The 17,971-nt window shown below is 58.9% G+C and carries 15 protein-coding genes; 12 read left to right on the top strand and 3 right to left on the bottom strand.

Translation table 11 applies throughout. From position 1 onward, the window contains the following. The first annotated feature begins 43 nt into the window (after positions 1 to 43). From CKALI_RS01980 to CKALI_RS01990, 3 genes are all read left to right on the top strand, one after another. Positions 44 to 787 carry a MerR family transcriptional regulator gene (locus CKALI_RS01980; RefSeq protein WP_156191714.1) on the top strand — a complete coding sequence of 248 codons (744 nt, stop codon included), beginning with the start codon at positions 44 to 46 and terminating at the stop codon, positions 785 to 787. Positions 788 to 893: 106 nt separating this feature from the next. After that, the gene (locus CKALI_RS01985) at positions 894 to 1,598 is read left to right on the top strand and encodes a response regulator transcription factor (RefSeq protein ID WP_156191715.1); all 705 of its coding nucleotides are present in this window, start codon (positions 894 to 896) and stop codon (positions 1,596 to 1,598) included. Between the two features lie 16 nt (positions 1,599 to 1,614). Further along, positions 1,615 to 2,994 (top strand): sensor histidine kinase, encoded by a 1,380-nt coding sequence (locus CKALI_RS01990; protein ID WP_156191716.1) that lies wholly within the window; start codon positions 1,615 to 1,617, stop codon positions 2,992 to 2,994. Here CKALI_RS01990 and CKALI_RS01995 read toward each other — a convergent pair. Together CKALI_RS01995 and CKALI_RS02000 are read right to left on the bottom strand one after the other, a co-directional pair. Next, positions 2,954 to 3,496: an esterase/lipase family protein gene (locus tag CKALI_RS01995; protein WP_197079739.1), complete on the bottom strand. Its 543-nt coding sequence runs from the start codon at positions 3,494 to 3,496 to the stop codon at positions 2,954 to 2,956. The genes CKALI_RS01990 and CKALI_RS01995 overlap by 41 nt on opposite strands. A gap of 40 nt (positions 3,497 to 3,536) precedes the next feature. Then, complete coding sequence (locus CKALI_RS02000) at positions 3,537 to 3,944, bottom strand: HIT family protein (RefSeq protein ID WP_156191718.1); 408 nt, start codon at positions 3,942 to 3,944, stop codon at positions 3,537 to 3,539. A gap of 32 nt (positions 3,945 to 3,976) precedes the next feature. Here CKALI_RS02000 and purD point away from each other — a divergent pair, with 32 nt between their 5' ends. The 9 genes from purD (at position 3,977) to CKALI_RS02045 (ending at position 14,987) form a co-directional block, all read left to right on the top strand. Beyond that, the gene (purD, locus tag CKALI_RS02005) at positions 3,977 to 5,236 is read left to right on the top strand and encodes a phosphoribosylamine--glycine ligase (protein ID WP_156191719.1); all 1,260 of its coding nucleotides are present in this window, start codon (positions 3,977 to 3,979) and stop codon (positions 5,234 to 5,236) included. Between the two features lie 44 nt (positions 5,237 to 5,280). Then, positions 5,281 to 6,600, top strand: coding sequence for a TrkH family potassium uptake protein (locus CKALI_RS02010; protein ID WP_156193626.1), 1,320 nt, complete (start codon positions 5,281 to 5,283; stop codon positions 6,598 to 6,600). Then, positions 6,593 to 7,255, top strand: coding sequence for a potassium channel family protein (locus tag CKALI_RS02015; RefSeq protein WP_156191720.1), 663 nt, complete (start codon positions 6,593 to 6,595; stop codon positions 7,253 to 7,255). Before CKALI_RS02010 ends, CKALI_RS02015 begins: the two co-directional genes overlap by 8 nt. Positions 7,256 to 7,267: 12 nt before the next feature. Then, a complete protein-coding gene (gene purB / locus CKALI_RS02020; protein WP_156191721.1) occupies positions 7,268 to 8,698 on the top strand; it encodes an adenylosuccinate lyase in 1,431 nt (476 codons plus the stop codon). 70 nt (positions 8,699 to 8,768) lie between these two features. Then, positions 8,769 to 9,662: a phosphoribosylaminoimidazolesuccinocarboxamide synthase gene (locus CKALI_RS02025; RefSeq protein WP_156191722.1), complete on the top strand. Its 894-nt coding sequence runs from the start codon at positions 8,769 to 8,771 to the stop codon at positions 9,660 to 9,662. Positions 9,663 to 9,795: 133 nt separating this feature from the next. Continuing rightward, positions 9,796 to 11,892 carry a S9 family peptidase gene (locus tag CKALI_RS02030; RefSeq protein WP_156191723.1) on the top strand — a complete coding sequence of 699 codons (2,097 nt, stop codon included), beginning with the start codon at positions 9,796 to 9,798 and terminating at the stop codon, positions 11,890 to 11,892. Positions 11,893 to 12,274: 382 nt separating this feature from the next. Then, entirely contained in the window at positions 12,275 to 13,726 is a 1,452-nt protein-coding gene (locus tag CKALI_RS02035; RefSeq protein ID WP_156191724.1) for a cation:dicarboxylate symporter family transporter, read from the top strand. Positions 13,727 to 13,810: 84 nt separating this feature from the next. Further along, a complete protein-coding gene (locus tag CKALI_RS02040) occupies positions 13,811 to 14,488 on the top strand; it encodes a DUF2334 domain-containing protein (protein ID WP_156191725.1) in 678 nt (225 codons plus the stop codon). A gap of 10 nt (positions 14,489 to 14,498) precedes the next feature. Beyond that, on the top strand, positions 14,499 to 14,987 hold the full coding sequence (locus tag CKALI_RS02045) for a glutathione peroxidase (RefSeq protein ID WP_156191726.1): 489 nt from the start codon (positions 14,499 to 14,501) through the stop codon (positions 14,985 to 14,987). Positions 14,988 to 15,071: 84 nt separating this feature from the next. On the opposite strand, the gene CKALI_RS02050 is transcribed toward CKALI_RS02045, so the two are convergent. Continuing rightward, positions 15,072 to 17,687: an ExeM/NucH family extracellular endonuclease gene (locus CKALI_RS02050; protein WP_231580511.1), complete on the bottom strand. Its 2,616-nt coding sequence runs from the start codon at positions 17,685 to 17,687 to the stop codon at positions 15,072 to 15,074. Positions 17,688 to 17,971: the final 284 nt, after the last annotated feature.

The following is a 17,971-nucleotide window of genomic DNA, read 5'->3' on the forward strand; positions in this document are numbered from 1 at the left end:
ACTACTTGACTTTGCCGTAGCGTGAAGGTGGAAGGTAGGTCTCGTGAGCGAATTAACTGTTGGCAGAGCGGCGGAGCTCCTGGGAATTTCCGCCCGCACGTTGCGCCATTGGGATGACATAGGGTTGCTGAAACCTAGCTTTCGCACCTGGGGTGATTACCGGCTCTACACCGAGGATGATCTCGAAGTGGCGTTGGAAATCCTGGTCTACCGCGAAACTGGCATGCCGCTGAAGGACATCGCTGCGATCGTCCACGAGGGTGCGTCGAAGGTGGAGCGGCTGCGTCGCCAACAAGCGCATCTGCAACAGCAGCTCGCTCGCCTGCGTCAGATGAATGACGCTGTCACCACGATGTTGGAAAGGAACCTCACCATGGCTGAAAAGCTCGAGAACATGGGCACGAAGTGGCAAGAATATGCGGAAGAAGCCGAAGCAAGATGGGGAGAAACCCCGGAGTGGAAACAAGCGCAGGAGCGAGGCAGTGGCGTCGATATGGCGGCTGTGAAGCGTGAGATGGCTGATTTTGCCGCCGCGCTTATCGACGCCGCTGAGCGAGACATCCAACCTGGCACCGCCGAGGCAGTAGAACTGGTGAACCGTCACCGCGCCCAGATTGAACAGTGGTATGACTGCTCCCGAGAGAAGCAAGTGTGCCTTGCTCGGATGTATGTGGCAGACGAGCGCTTCCATGAGGCTTATGCCGGTCGGCAGGAGTATCTGTTGGCTTTGGTGGAGGCGCAGGCAGCACTGGAAGGAGTGGATTTGGCCAATATTCAGTGGCGCTAATCACGATCTCGGGTCTCACAGTGGGCGTACAGTTAACGTTCAGACTGGCGGTAGGGCAGTAGCCTTAACTGGAATAGTCCAAATGTCTTCGACGAAAGAAGAAACCATGAGTGACCCAAGTGTGAAGGTACTCGTCGTAGATGACGAGCCGAACATCGTCGAGCTGTTGACTGTGAGCCTAAAGTTCCAGGGCTTTGACGTTGCCTCTGCCTCCTCCGGCACTGAGGCGTTGCGGGTGGCGCGAGAATTCCAGCCAGAGGCCTTCATTCTCGATGTCATGCTCCCCGGATTCGACGGTTTCGAGCTGTTGTCCAAGCTGCGCTCCGAGGGATTCGATGGGCCAGTGCTGTACCTGACCGCGAAGGATGCGGTGGAAAATCGTATCCATGGCCTGACCATCGGTGCCGACGATTACGTAACCAAGCCTTTTTCCCTGGAAGAGGTCATCACTCGTCTCCGCGTGATCTTGCGACGCGGCGCCGTAGTCTCTGACGGCGAAAAGTCCAGCTCGGTCCTCACCTATGCTGACCTCGTCCTCAATGACGATACTCATGAGGTGACCAAGGCCGGCGAGATTGTCGAGCTCTCCCCGACAGAATTCAACCTGCTGCGTTACCTGATGCTCAATGCCGAAGTCGTGCTCAGCAAGGCAAAGATTCTGGACAACGTTTGGCACTACGATTTCGGTGGCGACGGCAATGTGGTGGAATCCTACATCTCCTACTTGCGCCGCAAGATCGACACCGGCGAAACCCCGCTGATTCAGACCGTGCGCGGCGTGGGCTACGTCTTGCGCAAGCCACGCCAGTAGTCCTCCAGCAGGTTCAATGACCCACCTTTCCCAAAACATCCCACTGCGCACCTGGCTGGTGCTCATCGTGGTGATCATCTCAGGCTGCGGCCTGGGGGCGAGCGCAGTAGTGGTGAGTTCCATCATGCGGGACTTCACCATTACTCGCGTCGATCAGGATCTGCTCAAGGCGTCGCAGGGCTGGGCCACGCGCAATGATTTCTTGCGCCCAGACCCTTCCAGTGCCCGGCCGCCGAGCGATTTCTATGTGCAAAAGATGTATTCGGATGGCTCGAGGATCATTGTTAACGACTCCGAAAGCGCCCCGGATCTGAGCAACGTGCAACTGGATTCGGATCCGGTCACCGTCGGCCAGGCCAACCCGGAAAGCGGTGGCGTCCGGTGGCGTGTTGTCGCCCGCTACCAGGACGGTGTCTCCACTGTGGTGGCGCTGAATTTGGGGCGCGAGGATCGCATGATTGAGCAGCTCATCGTCACTCAGGTGACCATCGGTGTGCTGGTGCTGGTGGTGCTCGCTCTGATCGCGTACTTCGTGGTGCAGTCGTCGCTCAGGCCACTGCGCGATGTGAAACAAACTGCCGTCGCTATCGCCGGCGGTGACCTAGATAGGCGCGTGCCGACCCTCTCTACCAAGACCGAGGTGGGTCAGCTGTCCGTTGCGCTGAATGCCATGCTCGGCCAGCTGCAAAAATCCGTGGAGGAAGCGCATGCGCAGGAAAAGAAGATGCGCCGCTTCGTAGGGGACGCGTCGCATGAATTGCGCACGCCGCTCACCTCGCTGCGTGGCTACACCGAGCTCTATCGCTCTGGAGCGATGCCGGATGCCGACAAAGTACTGACCAAGATTTCTGACGAAGCAGGGCGCATGAGCTATCTGGTGGAAGACCTGCTTTCCCTCACTCGTGCGGAAGAAAGCCCCACTGATTTCAAAGAGGTTGACGCCTTCGACCTTGCCGTCGGGGTTGCCTCCTCGCTGCGCGTTGCTCACCCCAACCGAAAAATCGTTGTTTTCAACCGGACTGAGGATGTGCCACTTGTTAGCGCGGATCCGCAAAAGATTCATCGAGTAGTCGCAAACCTCGTAAACAACGCCCTCATTCACGGCGGGCCAGAGGCGGCAGTGGAAATCGAGGTTTCCGAAACGCCTGAGCATATCTGTATCAACGTCAAGGACAACGGCATTGGGATGAGCCCCGAAGACACTGAGCACGTCTTTGAGCGTTTCTACCGCTCTGATGCTTCACGTTCCCGCGCCACGGGCGGATCCGGGCTGGGCTTGGCGATTGTCAAGTCGATTGTGACCGCACACAACGGCACTGTCACGGTTGAATCAGAACTGGGCAAAGGCACCGCTTTTAGCGTGTGCCTGCCACGGCTCGTTCCAATGCGGAAATAATCACGTCAGTCTGATTGGGGATATGTGCATGGTGGACACCATGCACCTCAATCACTTCGCCGAGTGTGCTCGATGAGCGGGGCACCACCGTGTCGGCATCGGAAATAATCGAAATGACCGTTGTTCCTTCTGGAACTGATGCCTCAAAACGCTGCATGAGCTGGGCGAAAGCCGGGCCTGCGATATTTCCCAGCAAGTTTTTATACCAGCGCTCAGGCAAGCCACGCCACGAGGCGCCCAGGCCAATGAGGATGCGAATCTTGCCCCCGCCGTGATGATGGGAAGCGCGTAATGCCATGAGTCCACCGAGGGAGTGGGCGATGACGTCGACAAGCTCAAACTGCCCCAAAAACTCCGTAACCTCAGCGGTGCTCGCCTCTAGGTCCCCGGTGCCGCGGTCTCCATATTCGAAGCCGACGACGCGGCGGCCGCGCGCGGCCAACTCTTGGGCGAGGCGCTCGAAATTGCCGGGCGAGCCCAACGTGCCGTGGAGGACGACCACAGGTACCCCGTCAGATTCGATCGGTACGGGGAGGCGGCCCCTACGCGGAAGCCAGAGCAGCCTTGATCTTCTCGGCAGCATCATCCATCAACTTCGGATCAGTGGCATCCATGGCCATCGCCTTACGGAAGTCATAGTCGCCCATGGCATTGGTAGGAAAGACATGGATGTGGGTATGCGGGACATCAAAGCCAGCGATGATGTAGCCCGCACGCTGGGAACCAAACGCCTCGATGATGGCCTGTCCCACCTTCTGTGCGACCAAGTTCAGATGGCCCCACAGCTCAGGGGAGAGATCAGTCCACTTATCCACTTCTTCCACTGGCACCACAAGGGTGTGGCCGTAAGCCAGCGGTTCAATGGTTAGGAAGGCGACTACCTTGTCATCGCGGTACACAAAACGCCCAGGCAGCTCGCCGTTAATGATTTTGGTGAATACGCTACTCATGGCACCCACCCTAGCTGAACTAGGATGAAGCCATGCGCATTCTTGTAATCGGCTCGGGCGCCCGAGAGCACGCCCTCCTGCTTGGACTGTCCAAGGACCCTGCTGTTACTGAACTCCACGTTGTTCCCGGTAATGCGGGGATGTCCGCGCTGGCGACATTGCACGAAGGCAAAGTCGATTCGCCCGCCGAAATGACCCAGCTTGCCACCTCTCTTGGCGCGGACCTCGTGGTGGTTGGCCCTGAGATACCGCTGGTGGCCGGTGTAGCCGACGCCCTACGCGAGGCGGACATCAACGTCTTCGGACCTTCCAAGGAAGCCGCCCAGATCGAGGGATCAAAGGCCTTTGCCAAGGATGTTATGTCCGCAGCTGGTGTGAAGACCGCCCACGCGGAGATTGTCGCGCCGGGAGCTTCTGAAGAGGAAATCGACGCAGCTCTCGACCGCTTTGGACCCATCTGGGTGGTCAAAGATGACGGTCTGGCCGGCGGTAAGGGCGTGGTCGTGTCTGAGGATCGCGCGGCAGCCCGCGAGCATGTTGTCGCTGTTCATGAGCTTGGCAACCCGGTACTGCTCGAGTCCTACCTCGATGGCCCCGAGGTTTCCCTGTTCTGCCTTGTCGACGGCGAAACCGTTGTGCCACTGCTCCCAGCACAAGACCACAAGCGTGTCCGCGACAATGACGAGGGCCCGAACACCGGTGGCATGGGTGCCTACACCCCGCTGCCATGGCTGCCGGAAGACGGCGTGCAGCGCATCGTCGACGAGGTCTGCGTGCCAGTGGCCAAGGAAATGGTGCGTCGCGGCACCCCATACTCCGGCCTGTTGTACGCAGGTCTGGCGTGGGGCAAGGATGGCATCGCCGTGGTCGAATTCAACTGTCGCTTCGGTGACCCGGAGACCCAGGCGGTTCTCGCGCTGCTCAAAACTCCACTCGGCGTGCTGTTAAATTCAGTGGCCACCGGCACCCTCGCCGAGCAGCCACCACTTGAGTGGGAAGACGGCTACGCGCTCACCGTCGTGCTCGCCGCCAGCGGCTACCCAGAAAGTCCACGCACCGGCGACGAGATCACCGGCGCCGAGTCCGCCCAGGTACTGCACGCTGGCACCGCACTGAAAGAGGGCAAACTCATCTCTGCGGGCGGCCGCGTCCTCAACGTAATCGGCACTGGGGCAACGCTTGCCGACGCCCGTGACTCCGCCTACGCTGTAATCAAGGATATTGCCCTCGACGGCGCTCACTACCGCTCTGATATCGCGCTGCCAGCTGTGGAAGGGCGAATTTCCATCTAGCGCGTACGATTAGGTTCGTGAAACGCCACGAATCCTCTAAGGGGATGAGCCCAGCGCAGCTGGTCGCAGTCAGTTTCCTGCTGCTCATCCTCTTTGGCACGGCATTGCTGCTGCTGCCGATTTCTCGCAGCGGCCCGCAGAGCCCGGAATTTATGACGGCGTTGTTTACCGCGACATCGGCGGTGTGCCTGACGGGTCTCAACGTGGTGGATACCGCTACGTACTGGTCGCATTTCGGCCAAGCAGTGATTATTTTGCTGATTCAGATCGGCGGTTTGGGCATAATGACGCTGGCCACCGTGGCCAGCTACCTATTGATGGGCCGGATGGGCGTGCGAGGCAGGCTCAACGCCGCTGCAGAAATGCGTGGCCGTGACCTGGGCGAGGTGAAGACGGTCATCCTCGGCACGCTCGGGTTTTCCATCTCATTTGAGCTCATCATCGCTGTTGTACTCACCCTGCGCTTCTACTTTGGTTATGGGATGGGGCCTGGAGCCAGTGTGTGGGAGGGCACGTTCCACGCTGTCTCAGCGTTCAATAACGCTGGCTTTGGTCTTGCGAGCACCAACCTCGTCCCTTACGTCAAAGATGCCGGGATCATCCTGCCGATCGCCTTCGGCATCATCATCGGCGGCCTGGGTTTCCCGGTGTTGCTGGAACTGCGTCACCGCCTGCGTACGAGGACAACCCTTCCCATCTCTTTGACCATGCGGTTCACGTTCTGGGGCACCGGCGTTCTGCTGGTGGTTGGTACCCTCGGGACCGCGGTGTTCGAGTGGAATGGGGCCCTCGCACACCTGGAAGCGGGGCCGGCTCTGATGGCCGCTTTCTTCCATTCGGTTTCCTCCCGCACAGCGGGATTCAATTCCATCGACCTGTCCAACCTCCACGATTCCACACTGATGATGACTGACGTCCTCATGGTCATCGGTGGTGGCTCGGGTGGTACGGCCGGTGGTGTCAAGGTGACCACTATCGCAGTGCTGGTGGCGGTGCTGATCTCTGAGATCCGAGGCGACACCGAAGTTCTCGTGGCCGGGCGTCGTATTCCGAACCGAATCGTCCGCCAAGCCATGGCGGTACTCATGGCCACTTCACTAATTTTGCTCATTTCGATCCTTACCCTCCAAGTACTGATGCCGCAGTTCGCCGCGCACCAAATCGTGTTCGAGTGCATCAGCGCTTTCGCCACCGTGGGGCTTACCACCGGTATCACCCCGCAGCTTCCCGACTTCGCTCAGCTTTGGCTCGTCTGCCTGATGTATGCGGGTCGCGTCGGCCCAATCACTTTGGTCGCGGCGTTGGCCGCGCGGCAGAGCAAGCGTCTGTACAAGTTCCCAGTAGAAAGGCCGTTCATTGGTTAAGCTATTTTCCTCCCGAACCACCCCGCCCGTTGTCATCATTGGCCTCGGTCGCTTTGGTTTGGCGTTAGGGGAGGAGCTCGTGCGCGCCGGGGTTGAGGTTCTCGGCATCGATGTGGACGAAGCTACTGTGACCAAGGCTGCTTCTGTGATCACGCATGCTGTGGTCGCGGAAACCACCGACTCAGAGGCGCTGAAACAACTAGGCGTGGACGATGCTGACCGCGTGGTGATCGGCATCGGCTCGAACATGGGCGCGTCCCTGCTCTCTGCCTCGGCGGTGTTGGATTTGGGTGTGAAGAACGTCTGGGCGAAGGCTGACAATGATCAGCACGCGAAGATCCTCACCCAGATCGGCGTTCATCACGTGGTCCGACCGGAGCGCGACACTGGTCGCCGCGTCGCTCACTTGATCGCTGGGCACCTTCAGGACTATGTGGAGTTCGACCCCGAATTTGCCTTGGCCAAGCTGGCACCACCGCTCAGCTTGATCGGGCGCAAGGTCTGCGACATGCCGCGTGGGATCGTGATCGTTGCAGTGCGCCAAGCCGAAGGGCGCTTTGCGACGCCCGACCCTTCCTACCTCTTGAGGTCTGGCGACCTCGTCATTGCCGCCGGTACTGCCAAGGCGTTGGACGAGTTTTCCGAGGTGTCCTAGTAGGCTAGAAACGTGGCTGAGAAAAAGAAAATCGCAAACGTCCTGTCCAACCGATACGCTTCCGCTGAGCTGTCGAATCTGTGGAGCGCCGAAACCAAGATCGTGATGGAGCGCGAGCTCTGGATCGCTGTAATGAAGGCGCAGAAAGACCTCGGCGTGGAGATCCCCGCCGAGGCCATCGGTGCCTATGAGGCTGTCAAGGAGCAGGTCGATCTTGCATCTATTGCTGCCCGGGAGAAGGTCACCCGTCACGACGTGAAGGCCCGCATTGAGGAATTCAACGCGCTCGCGGGTTACGAGCACATTCACAAGGGCATGACCTCTCGCGATCTCACGGAAAACGTGGAGCAACTGCAGATTCATCGCTCACTTGAGATTGTGCTGGGCAAGGCAGTGGCTGTTCTCACCCGAATCGGGGAGCGGGCTGGCATGTACCAGTCGATGGTAATGGCCGGCCGGTCCCACAATGTGGCGGCGCAGGCCACCACCCTGGGCAAGCGCTTCGCTTCCGCAGCCGACGAGATGCTGGTGGCCATCGAGCGCACTGAATCTTTGATTGCTCGCTACCCGCTGCGTGGCATCAAGGGGCCAATGGGCACTGCCCAGGACATGCTCGACCTCATGGGTGGCAACGAGACCAAGCTGGCTTCCCTGGAGACCCGCATCGCCGATCACCTCGGCTTCCACCGCGTCTTTGACTCCGTCGGACAGGTCTACCCACGTTCCCTTGACTTCGATGCCGTCTCCACCCTGGTGCAGCTGGGCGCAGGCCCGTCTTCCCTGGCTCACACCATCCGCCTGATGGCAGGCAATGAGACCGTGACCGAAGGCTTCAAGGAGGGCCAGGTTGGGTCGTCGGCAATGCCACACAAGATGAACGCCCGCTCCTGTGAGCGCGTCGGTGGCATGCAGGTTATCCTGCGCGGCTACCTAACCATGGTGGCGGACCTGTCTGGCCAGCAGTGGAACGAAGGCGATGTGTTCTGCTCCGTGGTTCGTCGTGTTGCGCTCCCAGACGCTTTCTTCGCCCTCGACGGGATGTTTGAGACGTTCCTCACTGTCCTGGACGAGTTCGGCGCCTTCCCAGCCATGATCGATCGTGAGCTCGAGCGCTACCTTCCATTCTTGGCCACCACCCGCATCCTCATGGCCGCAGTTCGTTCCGGGATGGGTCGCGAAACTGCGCACGAAGTGATCAAGGAAAATGCCGTCGCAGTGGCCCTGAACATGCGCGAAAACGGTGGTTCCCAGGACCTCATCGAGCGCCTGGCGGCTGATCCACGCATGACCCTCACTGAGGCTGACCTGCGTGAAGCCCTCGCGGATCGCCACGCCTTCATTGGTGCAGCGGAGTCCCAGGTCGGACGAGTGCTGGCCCGTATCACCGACGTAGCCAACCGTTACCCAGAGGCTGCTGCCTACACCCCAGGCGAGATCCTCTAGCGGAACAAGCGTCGCCCTTGCCGGACCTCGACATGGCATTCCGGCAGGGGCAGGGCTACACTACCCAACTATGCGTCCTGAACTTTCTTCGTACAATCACCTGTCCGCAGGTAAAGTACGCGAAATCTACGAAGTCGACGAAGACACTCTCCTCATGGTTGTCTCCGACCGGATTTCGGCATTCGACTACATCCTTGACACCGAAATCCCGGACAAGGGCCGAGTCCTCACCGCTATGTCGGTGCACTTCTTCGACACCATTGATTTTCCCAACCACCTCGCTGGCCCCGTCGACGACCCTCGCATCCCTGAAGAGGTCTTGGGTCGCGCGCTGGTGTGTAAAAAGCTCGACATGCTCCCATTCGAATGCGTCGCTCGTGGTTACCTGACTGGTTCCGGCCTTGCCGAGTACCAGGACAACGGCACCGTCTGTGGCATTGAGCTGCCAGAAGGCCTGCGCGAATCCTCCAAGCTCCCAGAACCGATCTTCACCCCAGCCACGAAGGCCGACCTGGGTGATCACGATGAGAACGTGAGTTTTGAAGCGGTCGTCGAAAAGCTCGGCCAAGCTCGCGCGGAAGAACTGCGGGATGCCACCTTGCGGATCTACCAGCAGGCAGCAGAAATGGCGCTGGAAAAGGGCATCATCCTCGCTGACACCAAGTTCGAGTTCGGCCTGGATGTCGAGGGCAACCTCGTGCTCGCTGATGAGGTTTTGACTCCGGATTCCTCCCGCTACTGGCCAGCCGACGAATACGTCGAAGGTCGCGTGCAGCCATCCTTTGACAAGCAGTACGTGCGCAACTGGCTGACCGGACCGAAGTCCGGCTGGAACAAGTCTTCCCAAACTCCGCCACCACCACTTCCTGGCTCCGTCGTGGAAGCGACCCGTGAGCGCTACATCGAAGCCTACGAGAAGATCTCCGGCAAGAAATTTTCTGAGTGGATCGGTTGCTGCGTTTAACAGCCCGTTAGACACAATGAGCCTCGATCGGATGCCTGCATCCGGGTCGGGGCCTTTTTAATGTTCGACCTGAGCTGGAATTTCGGGAACTCCTTCCGACGGTGAACCTACGGTGATCTGTATCATCTGACACATGCACCCAATAGCTGACAAACGTCCCATGCCTCGCACCCACCACGGCATCACTTTCGTGGATGATTACGAGTGGTTGCGGGAAAAAGACGCCCCGGACACCGTCGCTTACCTCGAAGCGGAGAACGCGTACACCGCGGAGCAGACGACGCACCTGAAGACCCTGGAAGAGAACCTGTTCCAAGAGCTGAAGGGGCGCATCAAGGAAACCGACATGTCAGTCCCCGTGCGCCAGGGCAATTTTTGGTACTACGGACGCACCGAAGAAGGCAAGAGTTACGGGCGAAGCTGCCGCATGCCGGTCATCGAAGGGCAAGATGCGTGGCTCCCGCCGACGATTACGGAGGAACCTGCGCCGGGTGAGCAGGTGCTTTTCGACGCCAACGAGCTCGCCGAGGGACACGAATTCTTTGCTCTTGGCGCCTCCTCGGTCGCACTGTCTGGCAATTTCTTGGCGTTTTCCGTGGACACCCAAGGCGATGAGCGGTACACGCTGCGCATCAAGGATCTGCGCTCCGGCGAGCTGCTTGATGACGTGATTGAGAGCATCGGGGCGGGAGTAACCTGGGCGGGCGATGATTACCTGTTCTATCACCGGGTGGACGACGCTTGGCGCCCGGATTCTGTCTGGCGCCACAAGGTTGGCACCGACGTAGCCGACGATGTTCGCGTCTTCCATGAGCCTGATGAGCGTTTCTGGGTGGGTTCCGGGGCGACGCGCTCGGAAAAATACCTGATCATTGAAACCAGCTCGAAGGATACCTCTGAGTTGTGGTTCCTAGACATGGCTGACCCGACTGGCGAATTCCAGTGTCAACTGCCACGAGAAGAGGGCGTGGAATACGGCATTGATCACGCCGTAATTGCTGGCGAGGATCGTTGGCTGGTGATACATAACGCTACCGGCCCGAACTTTGAGATCGGCGAATGTTCGGCGGGCCCATTCCAATTGGCGGACCTCAATGTGTTGGTCCCACACCGCTCCGACGTGCGTTTGGAAGGGATCGACCCGTTCGCTGGTCACCTAGTGTTGGGGTACCGCCGGGAAGCGATCGGTCGCATCGCGCTGATGAAACTGGATCCGGGCTACACCTCGTTCGTGGAAATGTCCTTCGACGAAGAGCTGTACTCGGTGGGCGGGGGCGGAAACCCGGAGTGGGACACACCGGTGTTCCGGTACTCCTACGTGAGCTATACGCAGCCGGCGAGCCTGAGCCTGCTTAACGTGGCCACGGGAGAGCGCACTCTGCTTAAGCAGCAGGAGGTGCAAGGTGGCTACGAAGCGAGCGACTACGTGGCAACCCGGCGCTGGGTCACCGCTCGCGATGGGGAGAAAATCCCCGTCTCGCTGGTGCACCGCGCGGACCTGGATCTCTCGCGGCCGAATCCGTTGATCCTCTACGGGTATGGCTCCTATGAGCATTCATTGGATCCATCCTTTTCCAACATGATGATTTCTGCCTACGACCGTGGCATTATCTTCGCCTACGCGCACGTTCGTGGCGGCGGCGAGATGGGACGACGCTGGTACGACGACGGCAAGATGCTCAAGAAGAAGAACACCTTTACCGACTTCATCGATGTAGCCGATGCGCTCATCGCCGATGGCGTCACCGCTCCAGAGATGATGGGTGCCGAAGGCGGCTCTGCCGGTGGCCTGCTCATGGGAGCTGTGGCCAATATGGCTCCAGATCGTTTCGCAGCGATTTCTGCCAAGGTGCCATTCGTGGATCCGTTGACGTCTATTCTGATGCCCGAGTTGCCGCTGACGGTATTGGAATGGGGCGAGTGGGGCGACCCGCTGCATAACAAGGACGTGTACGAATACATGGCCGAGTACGCGCCTTATGAAAACGTGCGGGCGCAGAACTACCCCAACATCATGGCTGTGACTTCGATTAATGACACCCGCGTGCTGTACGTGGAACCTGCGAAGTGGATAGCAAAGCTGCGCGATGTGGCAACCGGGGGTGAGTTTTTGTTGAAGACGGAAATGGCGGCAGGCCACGGTGGGGTATCTGGCCGGTATGAAAGCTGGCGTCAAGCAGCATTCGAGCTCGCTTGGTTGGTTAATCAAGTGTCCGGTTTGGAGGCTTAGTTCGCCAGCTGGGCGGGGGAATTGCTGAGTATTATTCCTACACAGTGACAACTATCACAATTTTGTTGAACATTGAGTGATGGAGGCCTATTCAATTGTGCTTGGGCCTGTGTCCTGCGGAAACAGGCGGCGTCTGAGTGTGTGACTTTTTGGATCAGTTCGCTTCACTTTTGGGGGAGTGAAATTTCGCTTTTTCGTGCATTGATTCGGTTGGGGTGTGACCACTACAGTTCCCCCAAGGATCGATGTGCCCCGCGATACATTTCGCGAGCGCTTTACCCGCGTTCACAGGTAGTGCGTCGACCAGTGTGCGAACAATCAATTACATGGTCTGTCCTGATGACCTCGGGACAGGCTTTCCTCAGAAAGAGCGAAACTACACATGTCCCACCCAGACACCACGCCGCAGGGCGCCGCAGGCGCGGCCGTCGCTGCGTCACCGCGCATTGCAGAGCCTAAAAAGCCACGCAAAGACCGCACTCACTGGCTCTACATCATGGTGATCATCGCAATCGTAGGCGGTATCGCCTTCGGTCTGCTTGCACCAGAACAGGCCAAGGGATTCAAGGTCCTTGGCGAGCTGTTCGTCGCCCTGATCAAGATGATGATTTCCCCGATCATCTTCTGCACCATTGTCCTGGGCATTGGCTCCGTCCGTGCTGCTGCGTCCGTGGGCAAGGCCGGTGGTATCGCGCTCGCTTACTTCATCACGATGTCCACCTTCGCACTGGCAATCGGCCTGGTTGTGGGTAACCTCATCGATCCAGGTACTGGTCTGAACATCGAGGCAACCAAGAATGCTGGCCAGAAGTATGCCGAGAAGGCAGAACACGCGGGCGGTACCACTGAATTCATCAAGTCCATCATTCCGGACACGCTGTTTTCTTCCCTGACCGCTGGCTCCGTGCTGCAGACCCTGTTCGTGGCACTGCTGTTCGGCTTCGCGGTGCAGAACCTCGGTCGCGCTGGTGAGCCTATCCTGGGCTTCATCGCGCACCTGCAGAAGGTCGTCTTCAAGATCCTGACCATGGTCCTGTGGCTCGCCCCAATCGGCGCGTTCGGCGCTATCGCTGGCGTTGTCGGCGGCTCGGGTATCGAGGCAGTCAAGCAGATGGCGCTGCTCATGGTTGCCTTCTACATCACCTGTGTGCTGTTCATCTTCGTTGTGCTTGGCCTGGTGCTGAAGATCTTTGCTGGCTTCAACATCTTCAAGCTGTGCAAGTACCTCGGCCGCGAGTTCCTGCTGATTGTGGCTACCTCATCCTCCGAATCCGCGCTGCCTAACCTCATGCGCAAGATGGAACACATCGGCGTGAGCAAGTCCACCGTCGGCATCGTGGTACCAACCGGCTACTCGTTCAACTTGGACGGTACTGCGATCTACCTGACAATGGCTTCCATCTTCATCGCCGATGCCATGAACATGCCGCTCTCCCTCAACGAACAGATCGGCCTCTTGGTCTTCATGATCATCGCATCCAAGGGTGCAGCCGGCGTTTCCGGTGCTGGTCTTGCCACCCTCGCCGGTGGTCTGCACGCACACCGCCCAGAGCTTCTCGACGGCGTTGGCATCATCGTCGGCATTGACCGATTGATGTCCGAAGCCCGTGCATTGACCAACTTCGCTGGTAACTCCGTCGCCACCCTGATCGTCGGTACCTGGACCAAGACCATCGACAAGCAGCGCGTCAAGGACGTACTCGATGGCAAGATTCCTTATGTTGAGTCGGAAGCTGACGTTGAAGTCGACCTGCGTAATCCAGAGGTCGAAAACTCTCCAAACATGACCCTGCAGCCAACCCCGCAGGTGGACCTAGACGCTTACAAGCACTAGCTCCATCGCTTTGAATCCCTCGACATTTTTGTCGGGGGATTTTTGCTGTGGCGGAGCATCACCAGCCGTGCGATAATAGCCCGCATGCACGGCACTTTGTTGGTTTCGATCTCGAGTATTTTCGATGCGACTCGTGCCGATACCGAAAAACTTATTAAGCACCTCGACTCGCGCAAAGTTCCGGTGTCTTTGCTCATTGCGCCGCATATCGACGGCAATTGGCACCTAGCCAAGGATCCCGACACAAAACAGTGGCTCCTCGACCAGCAAAGCGGCGACCGCGCCATCATTCTTAATGGCTTCGACCAAGCTGTTCAGGGTCGGCGCGCTGAGTTTGCGAATCTGGCATCCCATGAGGCGCGCCTTCGTCTGAAGGGCGCGACCCGCCAGATGCACAAAATCGGCTTTGATACCGATCTGTTCGCTCCACCACGTTGGCGACTCTCAGAAGGAACCCTCGCGGTCCTGCCAGAGTTCGGCTTCACTCTGGTCTCATCGACGCGTGGCATCCACAACCTGGCCACTGGCGACTTTTTCCAAACCCGAAACTTGTCCTTCGGCGAGGGCTACGGCGCTGCCAAGTGGTGGCGCCGAAACATCATCCGCGCAGCCACGCGAGGCGCTGCGCAGGGACGAATCGTGCGTCTTTCCGTGTCGGCGCGCAACTTGTCGGACAAAAAGACGTTGCGTGACTTTGAGGAGGCCGTCGATAAGGCGCTGGCCACCGGGGTTACCCCGCGCGATTACCGCGATTTCCGCTAGCCTGGCGGGCATGAGCATTTTTGATACTCCTGTCACGCTTCTCGACGGCCGTTCCACCACCCTCCAGGACTGGGCGGGCCACCTCATTCTGGTGGTCAACACCGCCAGTGAATGTGGCCTGACCGGCCAATACGAAGGCTTGCAGCGCCTTTTCGATGATTACGCGATGCGCGGGTTCTTCGTCATCGGTATGCCGTGCAACCAATTCGGCGCGCAAGAGCCGGGTACAGCCGAGGACATCGCTACGTTCTGCTCGCGCAACTACGGGGTGAGCTTCCCCATGCTGGCAAAGGCCGACGTGAACGGCGAAGATACGCACCCACTGTTCGCGGAACTGAAGAAGACTCCCGATGCGTCCGGCGAAGCTGGGGACGTGCAGTGGAACTTTGAGAAATTCCTCATCGCGCCTTCCGGCGAGGTCATCGGTCGTTTCCGTCCTAAGACGGACCCAGAGGATGACGAGATCGTTGACCTGATTGAGGAAAATCTACCGATCTAAACCGCACATGCTGGAAAAAGTAGAGGAGACTGACGAAAACCGAGGAATTCGTCAGTCTCCTCTATCAAAATCCGCGCCCTCAGACTAGCGGAACAGCTGCTGCTTCAGCTGAGCGTACTGAACAGGGAAGTAGGTACGCAGAACGTATTCGAGGCCGCCGAAGATGCCGACTGCGCCAAGAATCAGAGCCAGGATGCTGGAGCTGGAACCGGTGGAACTGGAGCTAGAACCGGAATCCTTGCCTGGCTCTTCCGGCTTGGATGGTGCACCGAAGCTGAAGCCGACCTTGATTGGGTCGTGGTCGGAGGAACGGAAAACGTCTGGAGCGTAGAAGTCCACGGCGTTGTAGTTGCGGCGGGAGTATTCAAAAGCGACGGATTCGTCGGCATTGATGTCCCAGACCTTGGCGTCCTTGATCAGGGCATTAGCTGCTTCATTGGCCAGGACGTGGTCCAGGGAACCGAGGCGGCCGCCGAACTGGTAGGACTCAGATCCGCCGTCGATAAGCGTGAAGCCGCCGTCGACCAGGGTGGTGACCGCGGTTTCCTTGGCGTAGGAGTTCAGGTCACCCATGATGAAGACTGGCTTGTCAGCCCACTTTGTCTGGGCAGCAAGTTCGCGCAAGACGGCCTTGGACTGCTCGACGCGCAGGTTAGCGTTTGCGCCCTGGCCATCGCCCATGTCCGCGTCGCCGTGAGCGACAGAGCCCTTGGACTTGAAGTGGTTAACGATCGCTACGAAAGTCTGGGAATCGTCGGCGACCGAGGCGAATTCCTGGGCTAGTGGCTGGCGGGCAACACCGGTGAATTCGGCAGCATCGAAGATGATGGAGTCACCGACAGGCTTGACCTTGTCCTTGTCGTAGATGAACGCGGTGCGGATGAAGTCCTCGCTGCCCGGCAGCTTGGCTGGGGACTTGACGAACTCCCAGTTGCCGCCAGCTGCGTTGAGCTCGAAGACGAGGGTAGCCAGTGCTTCGTCGCGTCGGGAAGGATCGCCGGTGACGGTCGCGGTGTTCTCAATCTCCTCGAGGCCGAGTACAGAAACGTTCAGCTTGTTGATCGCCGCCACGATCTTTGCCTGCTGATCCTTAAAAGCAGCGGTGGAGTAAGCGCCACGGACGTTGCAGTAATTGGTGCTGATTGGGTTGCCGTCCTTGTCGGTGTAGAACTGGCAGCCTGCCTCGTCCTCGCCGAGGGAGGTGAAGTAGTTCAACACGTTGAAGGAAGCGATGGAGAAGTCGCCCTGAACGGTGTCAGGAACGTCCAGCACGGACGCGCGGGAATCGGTCCAGGTGATCGGGAGTTCTGCCGCGGCGGTTGCGCCGGTGACTGGCGCGGTTGGCTGGTAGCCCCAGGCGCCGTAGCGCTGGTCGAACACTACTGGGTGCTGGAAGGTAACACCGTCGCCGGTGCGCAGGGACTTGATGGTGCCTGCCTGCGAGATGTACGGCAGCGGGGTTTCCTTGTCGGTTTTCATGTAGTTGGCGCTGCGGCCGTCGTCGAGCGCGACTACCTCGGCTGCCTGGCGAGCCATCTCACGCTGTACTTCAGAATTTGGGTCAGTAGACGGCTCGAACAGGTCGGTAGCCTGCTTGTATGCCTCTGCGCCGGCGGCAAGGTCGACGCTGCCAAAGGTGTTGAGGTTGTAGTTGTTGGTGACGGTGTATGCGCCCTTTGGCAGGACCAACATGCCTTCGTAGGCCTCGCGCAGTGCTGGGTCGGCTGGCATGGTGTCAATTTCGACCGGTTTGATAGCCTCGCCACAGTCGGTGGCTTCTGCGACAGTGACGTTCTTGAGCTGGGTCAGCGACTTGCCTGCGTCGCCAAATTCTGCCACCAGGCCCGAGACCTCCACGCAAGCGCCTACGGCTGGTACTACCGTGTCGCGACCTTGGTAAGCAAAGATGCCGTCCGAAGCTTCGCCTGCCTGCTTTGCGACGCCAGTTCCTCCGGTTTGCAGGTAGAAACCGTTAAAGCCACCTTCTGGGTATGCAGCTGTGACGAAGCCCTTGGTCGTTACCGTCTGATCAACCATGGTGGAGGTGTCGCCGGTGCCCTGGATCTCGGCGATGGTCACGTTGCCTGGTGACGGTTCCGGCGTTGGGGTCGGGGTTGGTTCGGTCGTTGCCTGGCCCGAACCCTTTGGGGTAGGGGCTGCAATAGTGAAGTCTGCGGCGTTGTTGTCCGTGTCAGTAGCAGGGGCGGTGCGCTGGGCGGAGGTGGTGTTATCGGTGGCACCAGCAGCGGTGCCTTCTACGATGGTCGCGGTGCCCCAGCCGAGTACATCAATGGCAGCACCACCCTTGGTGAGCTTTACGGTGCCTGCCTTGCCACCCATCGAGGCCGTGCCCTCGAGATCAGGGGATGGCAGGGCCTGAGCGGCGTTGCTACCGGCGCTCATCTGAACCAGGAAGTAGCCCAGTGCCGGGATCGTGCCACTCAGCTCGGTGGTATTGCCCAGGTTTCCGGAGGCAGAGTAGTACTCGAGCTGGAAACCAGTGAGGTCAATAGGGGCGTTCGTTGGGTTGTAGAGCTCCACGAAGTCATTGGAGTACGGGGCGCCGGTGTTACCGCCGCCGCCGTAGGCCTCGCTGATGACAACGTTGTCACCAGCAGGGGTAGCCAAGACTGGGGTGGTGAGGCTGGCAATGGTGGCAGCAGCCGCAACGAGTGCGGTGGTATGACGGCGAATAATCACGGGACTTCCTAGCTCCATTCGAAAGGTATCGGCCATCTACGTATAACAAAGACTTAACAAGGTGGTGTTATGAGTTTGTGACCATCGCTGGGCCTTTACCTATTCCTTGGCAAGAATTCACCCACTATTAGACTTCTCGCATTCCTGCGTTATCTTTCCTGTTGGGATGATTTCAATTCCCTTTATTACCTGCAGATTTGCTGCAGTTGTTCCTCCGGATAGCTCCAGCATGGGCGAGCTGGAAATGGACTTAGCAGCGCCGGTTGACGCTTGCAAACCAATCC

The organism is Corynebacterium kalinowskii, assembly GCF_009734385.1.
GTDB lineage: Bacteria > Actinomycetota > Actinomycetes > Mycobacteriales > Mycobacteriaceae > Corynebacterium > Corynebacterium kalinowskii.

Excerpts from the sequence above, each read along its gene's own strand:
- CKALI_RS01985 (WP_156191715.1), top strand. The coding sequence starts at position 894 with ATGAGTGACCCAAGTGTGAAGGTACTCGTCGTAGATGACGAGCCGAAC.
- CKALI_RS01990 (WP_156191716.1), top strand. The coding sequence starts at position 1,615 with ATGACCCACCTTTCCCAAAACATCCCACTGCGCACCTGGCTGGTGCTC.
- CKALI_RS02000 (WP_156191718.1), bottom strand. The coding sequence starts at position 3,944 with ATGAGTAGCGTATTCACCAAAATCATTAACGGCGAGCTGCCTGGGCGT.
- purD (WP_156191719.1), top strand. The coding sequence starts at position 3,977 with ATGCGCATTCTTGTAATCGGCTCGGGCGCCCGAGAGCACGCCCTCCTG.
- CKALI_RS02010 (WP_156193626.1), top strand. The coding sequence starts at position 5,281 with ATGAGCCCAGCGCAGCTGGTCGCAGTCAGTTTCCTGCTGCTCATCCTC.
- CKALI_RS02025 (WP_156191722.1), top strand. The coding sequence starts at position 8,769 with ATGCGTCCTGAACTTTCTTCGTACAATCACCTGTCCGCAGGTAAAGTA.
- CKALI_RS02030 (WP_156191723.1), top strand. The coding sequence starts at position 9,796 with ATGCACCCAATAGCTGACAAACGTCCCATGCCTCGCACCCACCACGGC.
- CKALI_RS02035 (WP_156191724.1), top strand. The coding sequence starts at position 12,275 with ATGTCCCACCCAGACACCACGCCGCAGGGCGCCGCAGGCGCGGCCGTC.
- CKALI_RS02040 (WP_156191725.1), top strand. The coding sequence starts at position 13,811 with ATGCACGGCACTTTGTTGGTTTCGATCTCGAGTATTTTCGATGCGACT.
- CKALI_RS02045 (WP_156191726.1), top strand. The coding sequence starts at position 14,499 with ATGAGCATTTTTGATACTCCTGTCACGCTTCTCGACGGCCGTTCCACC.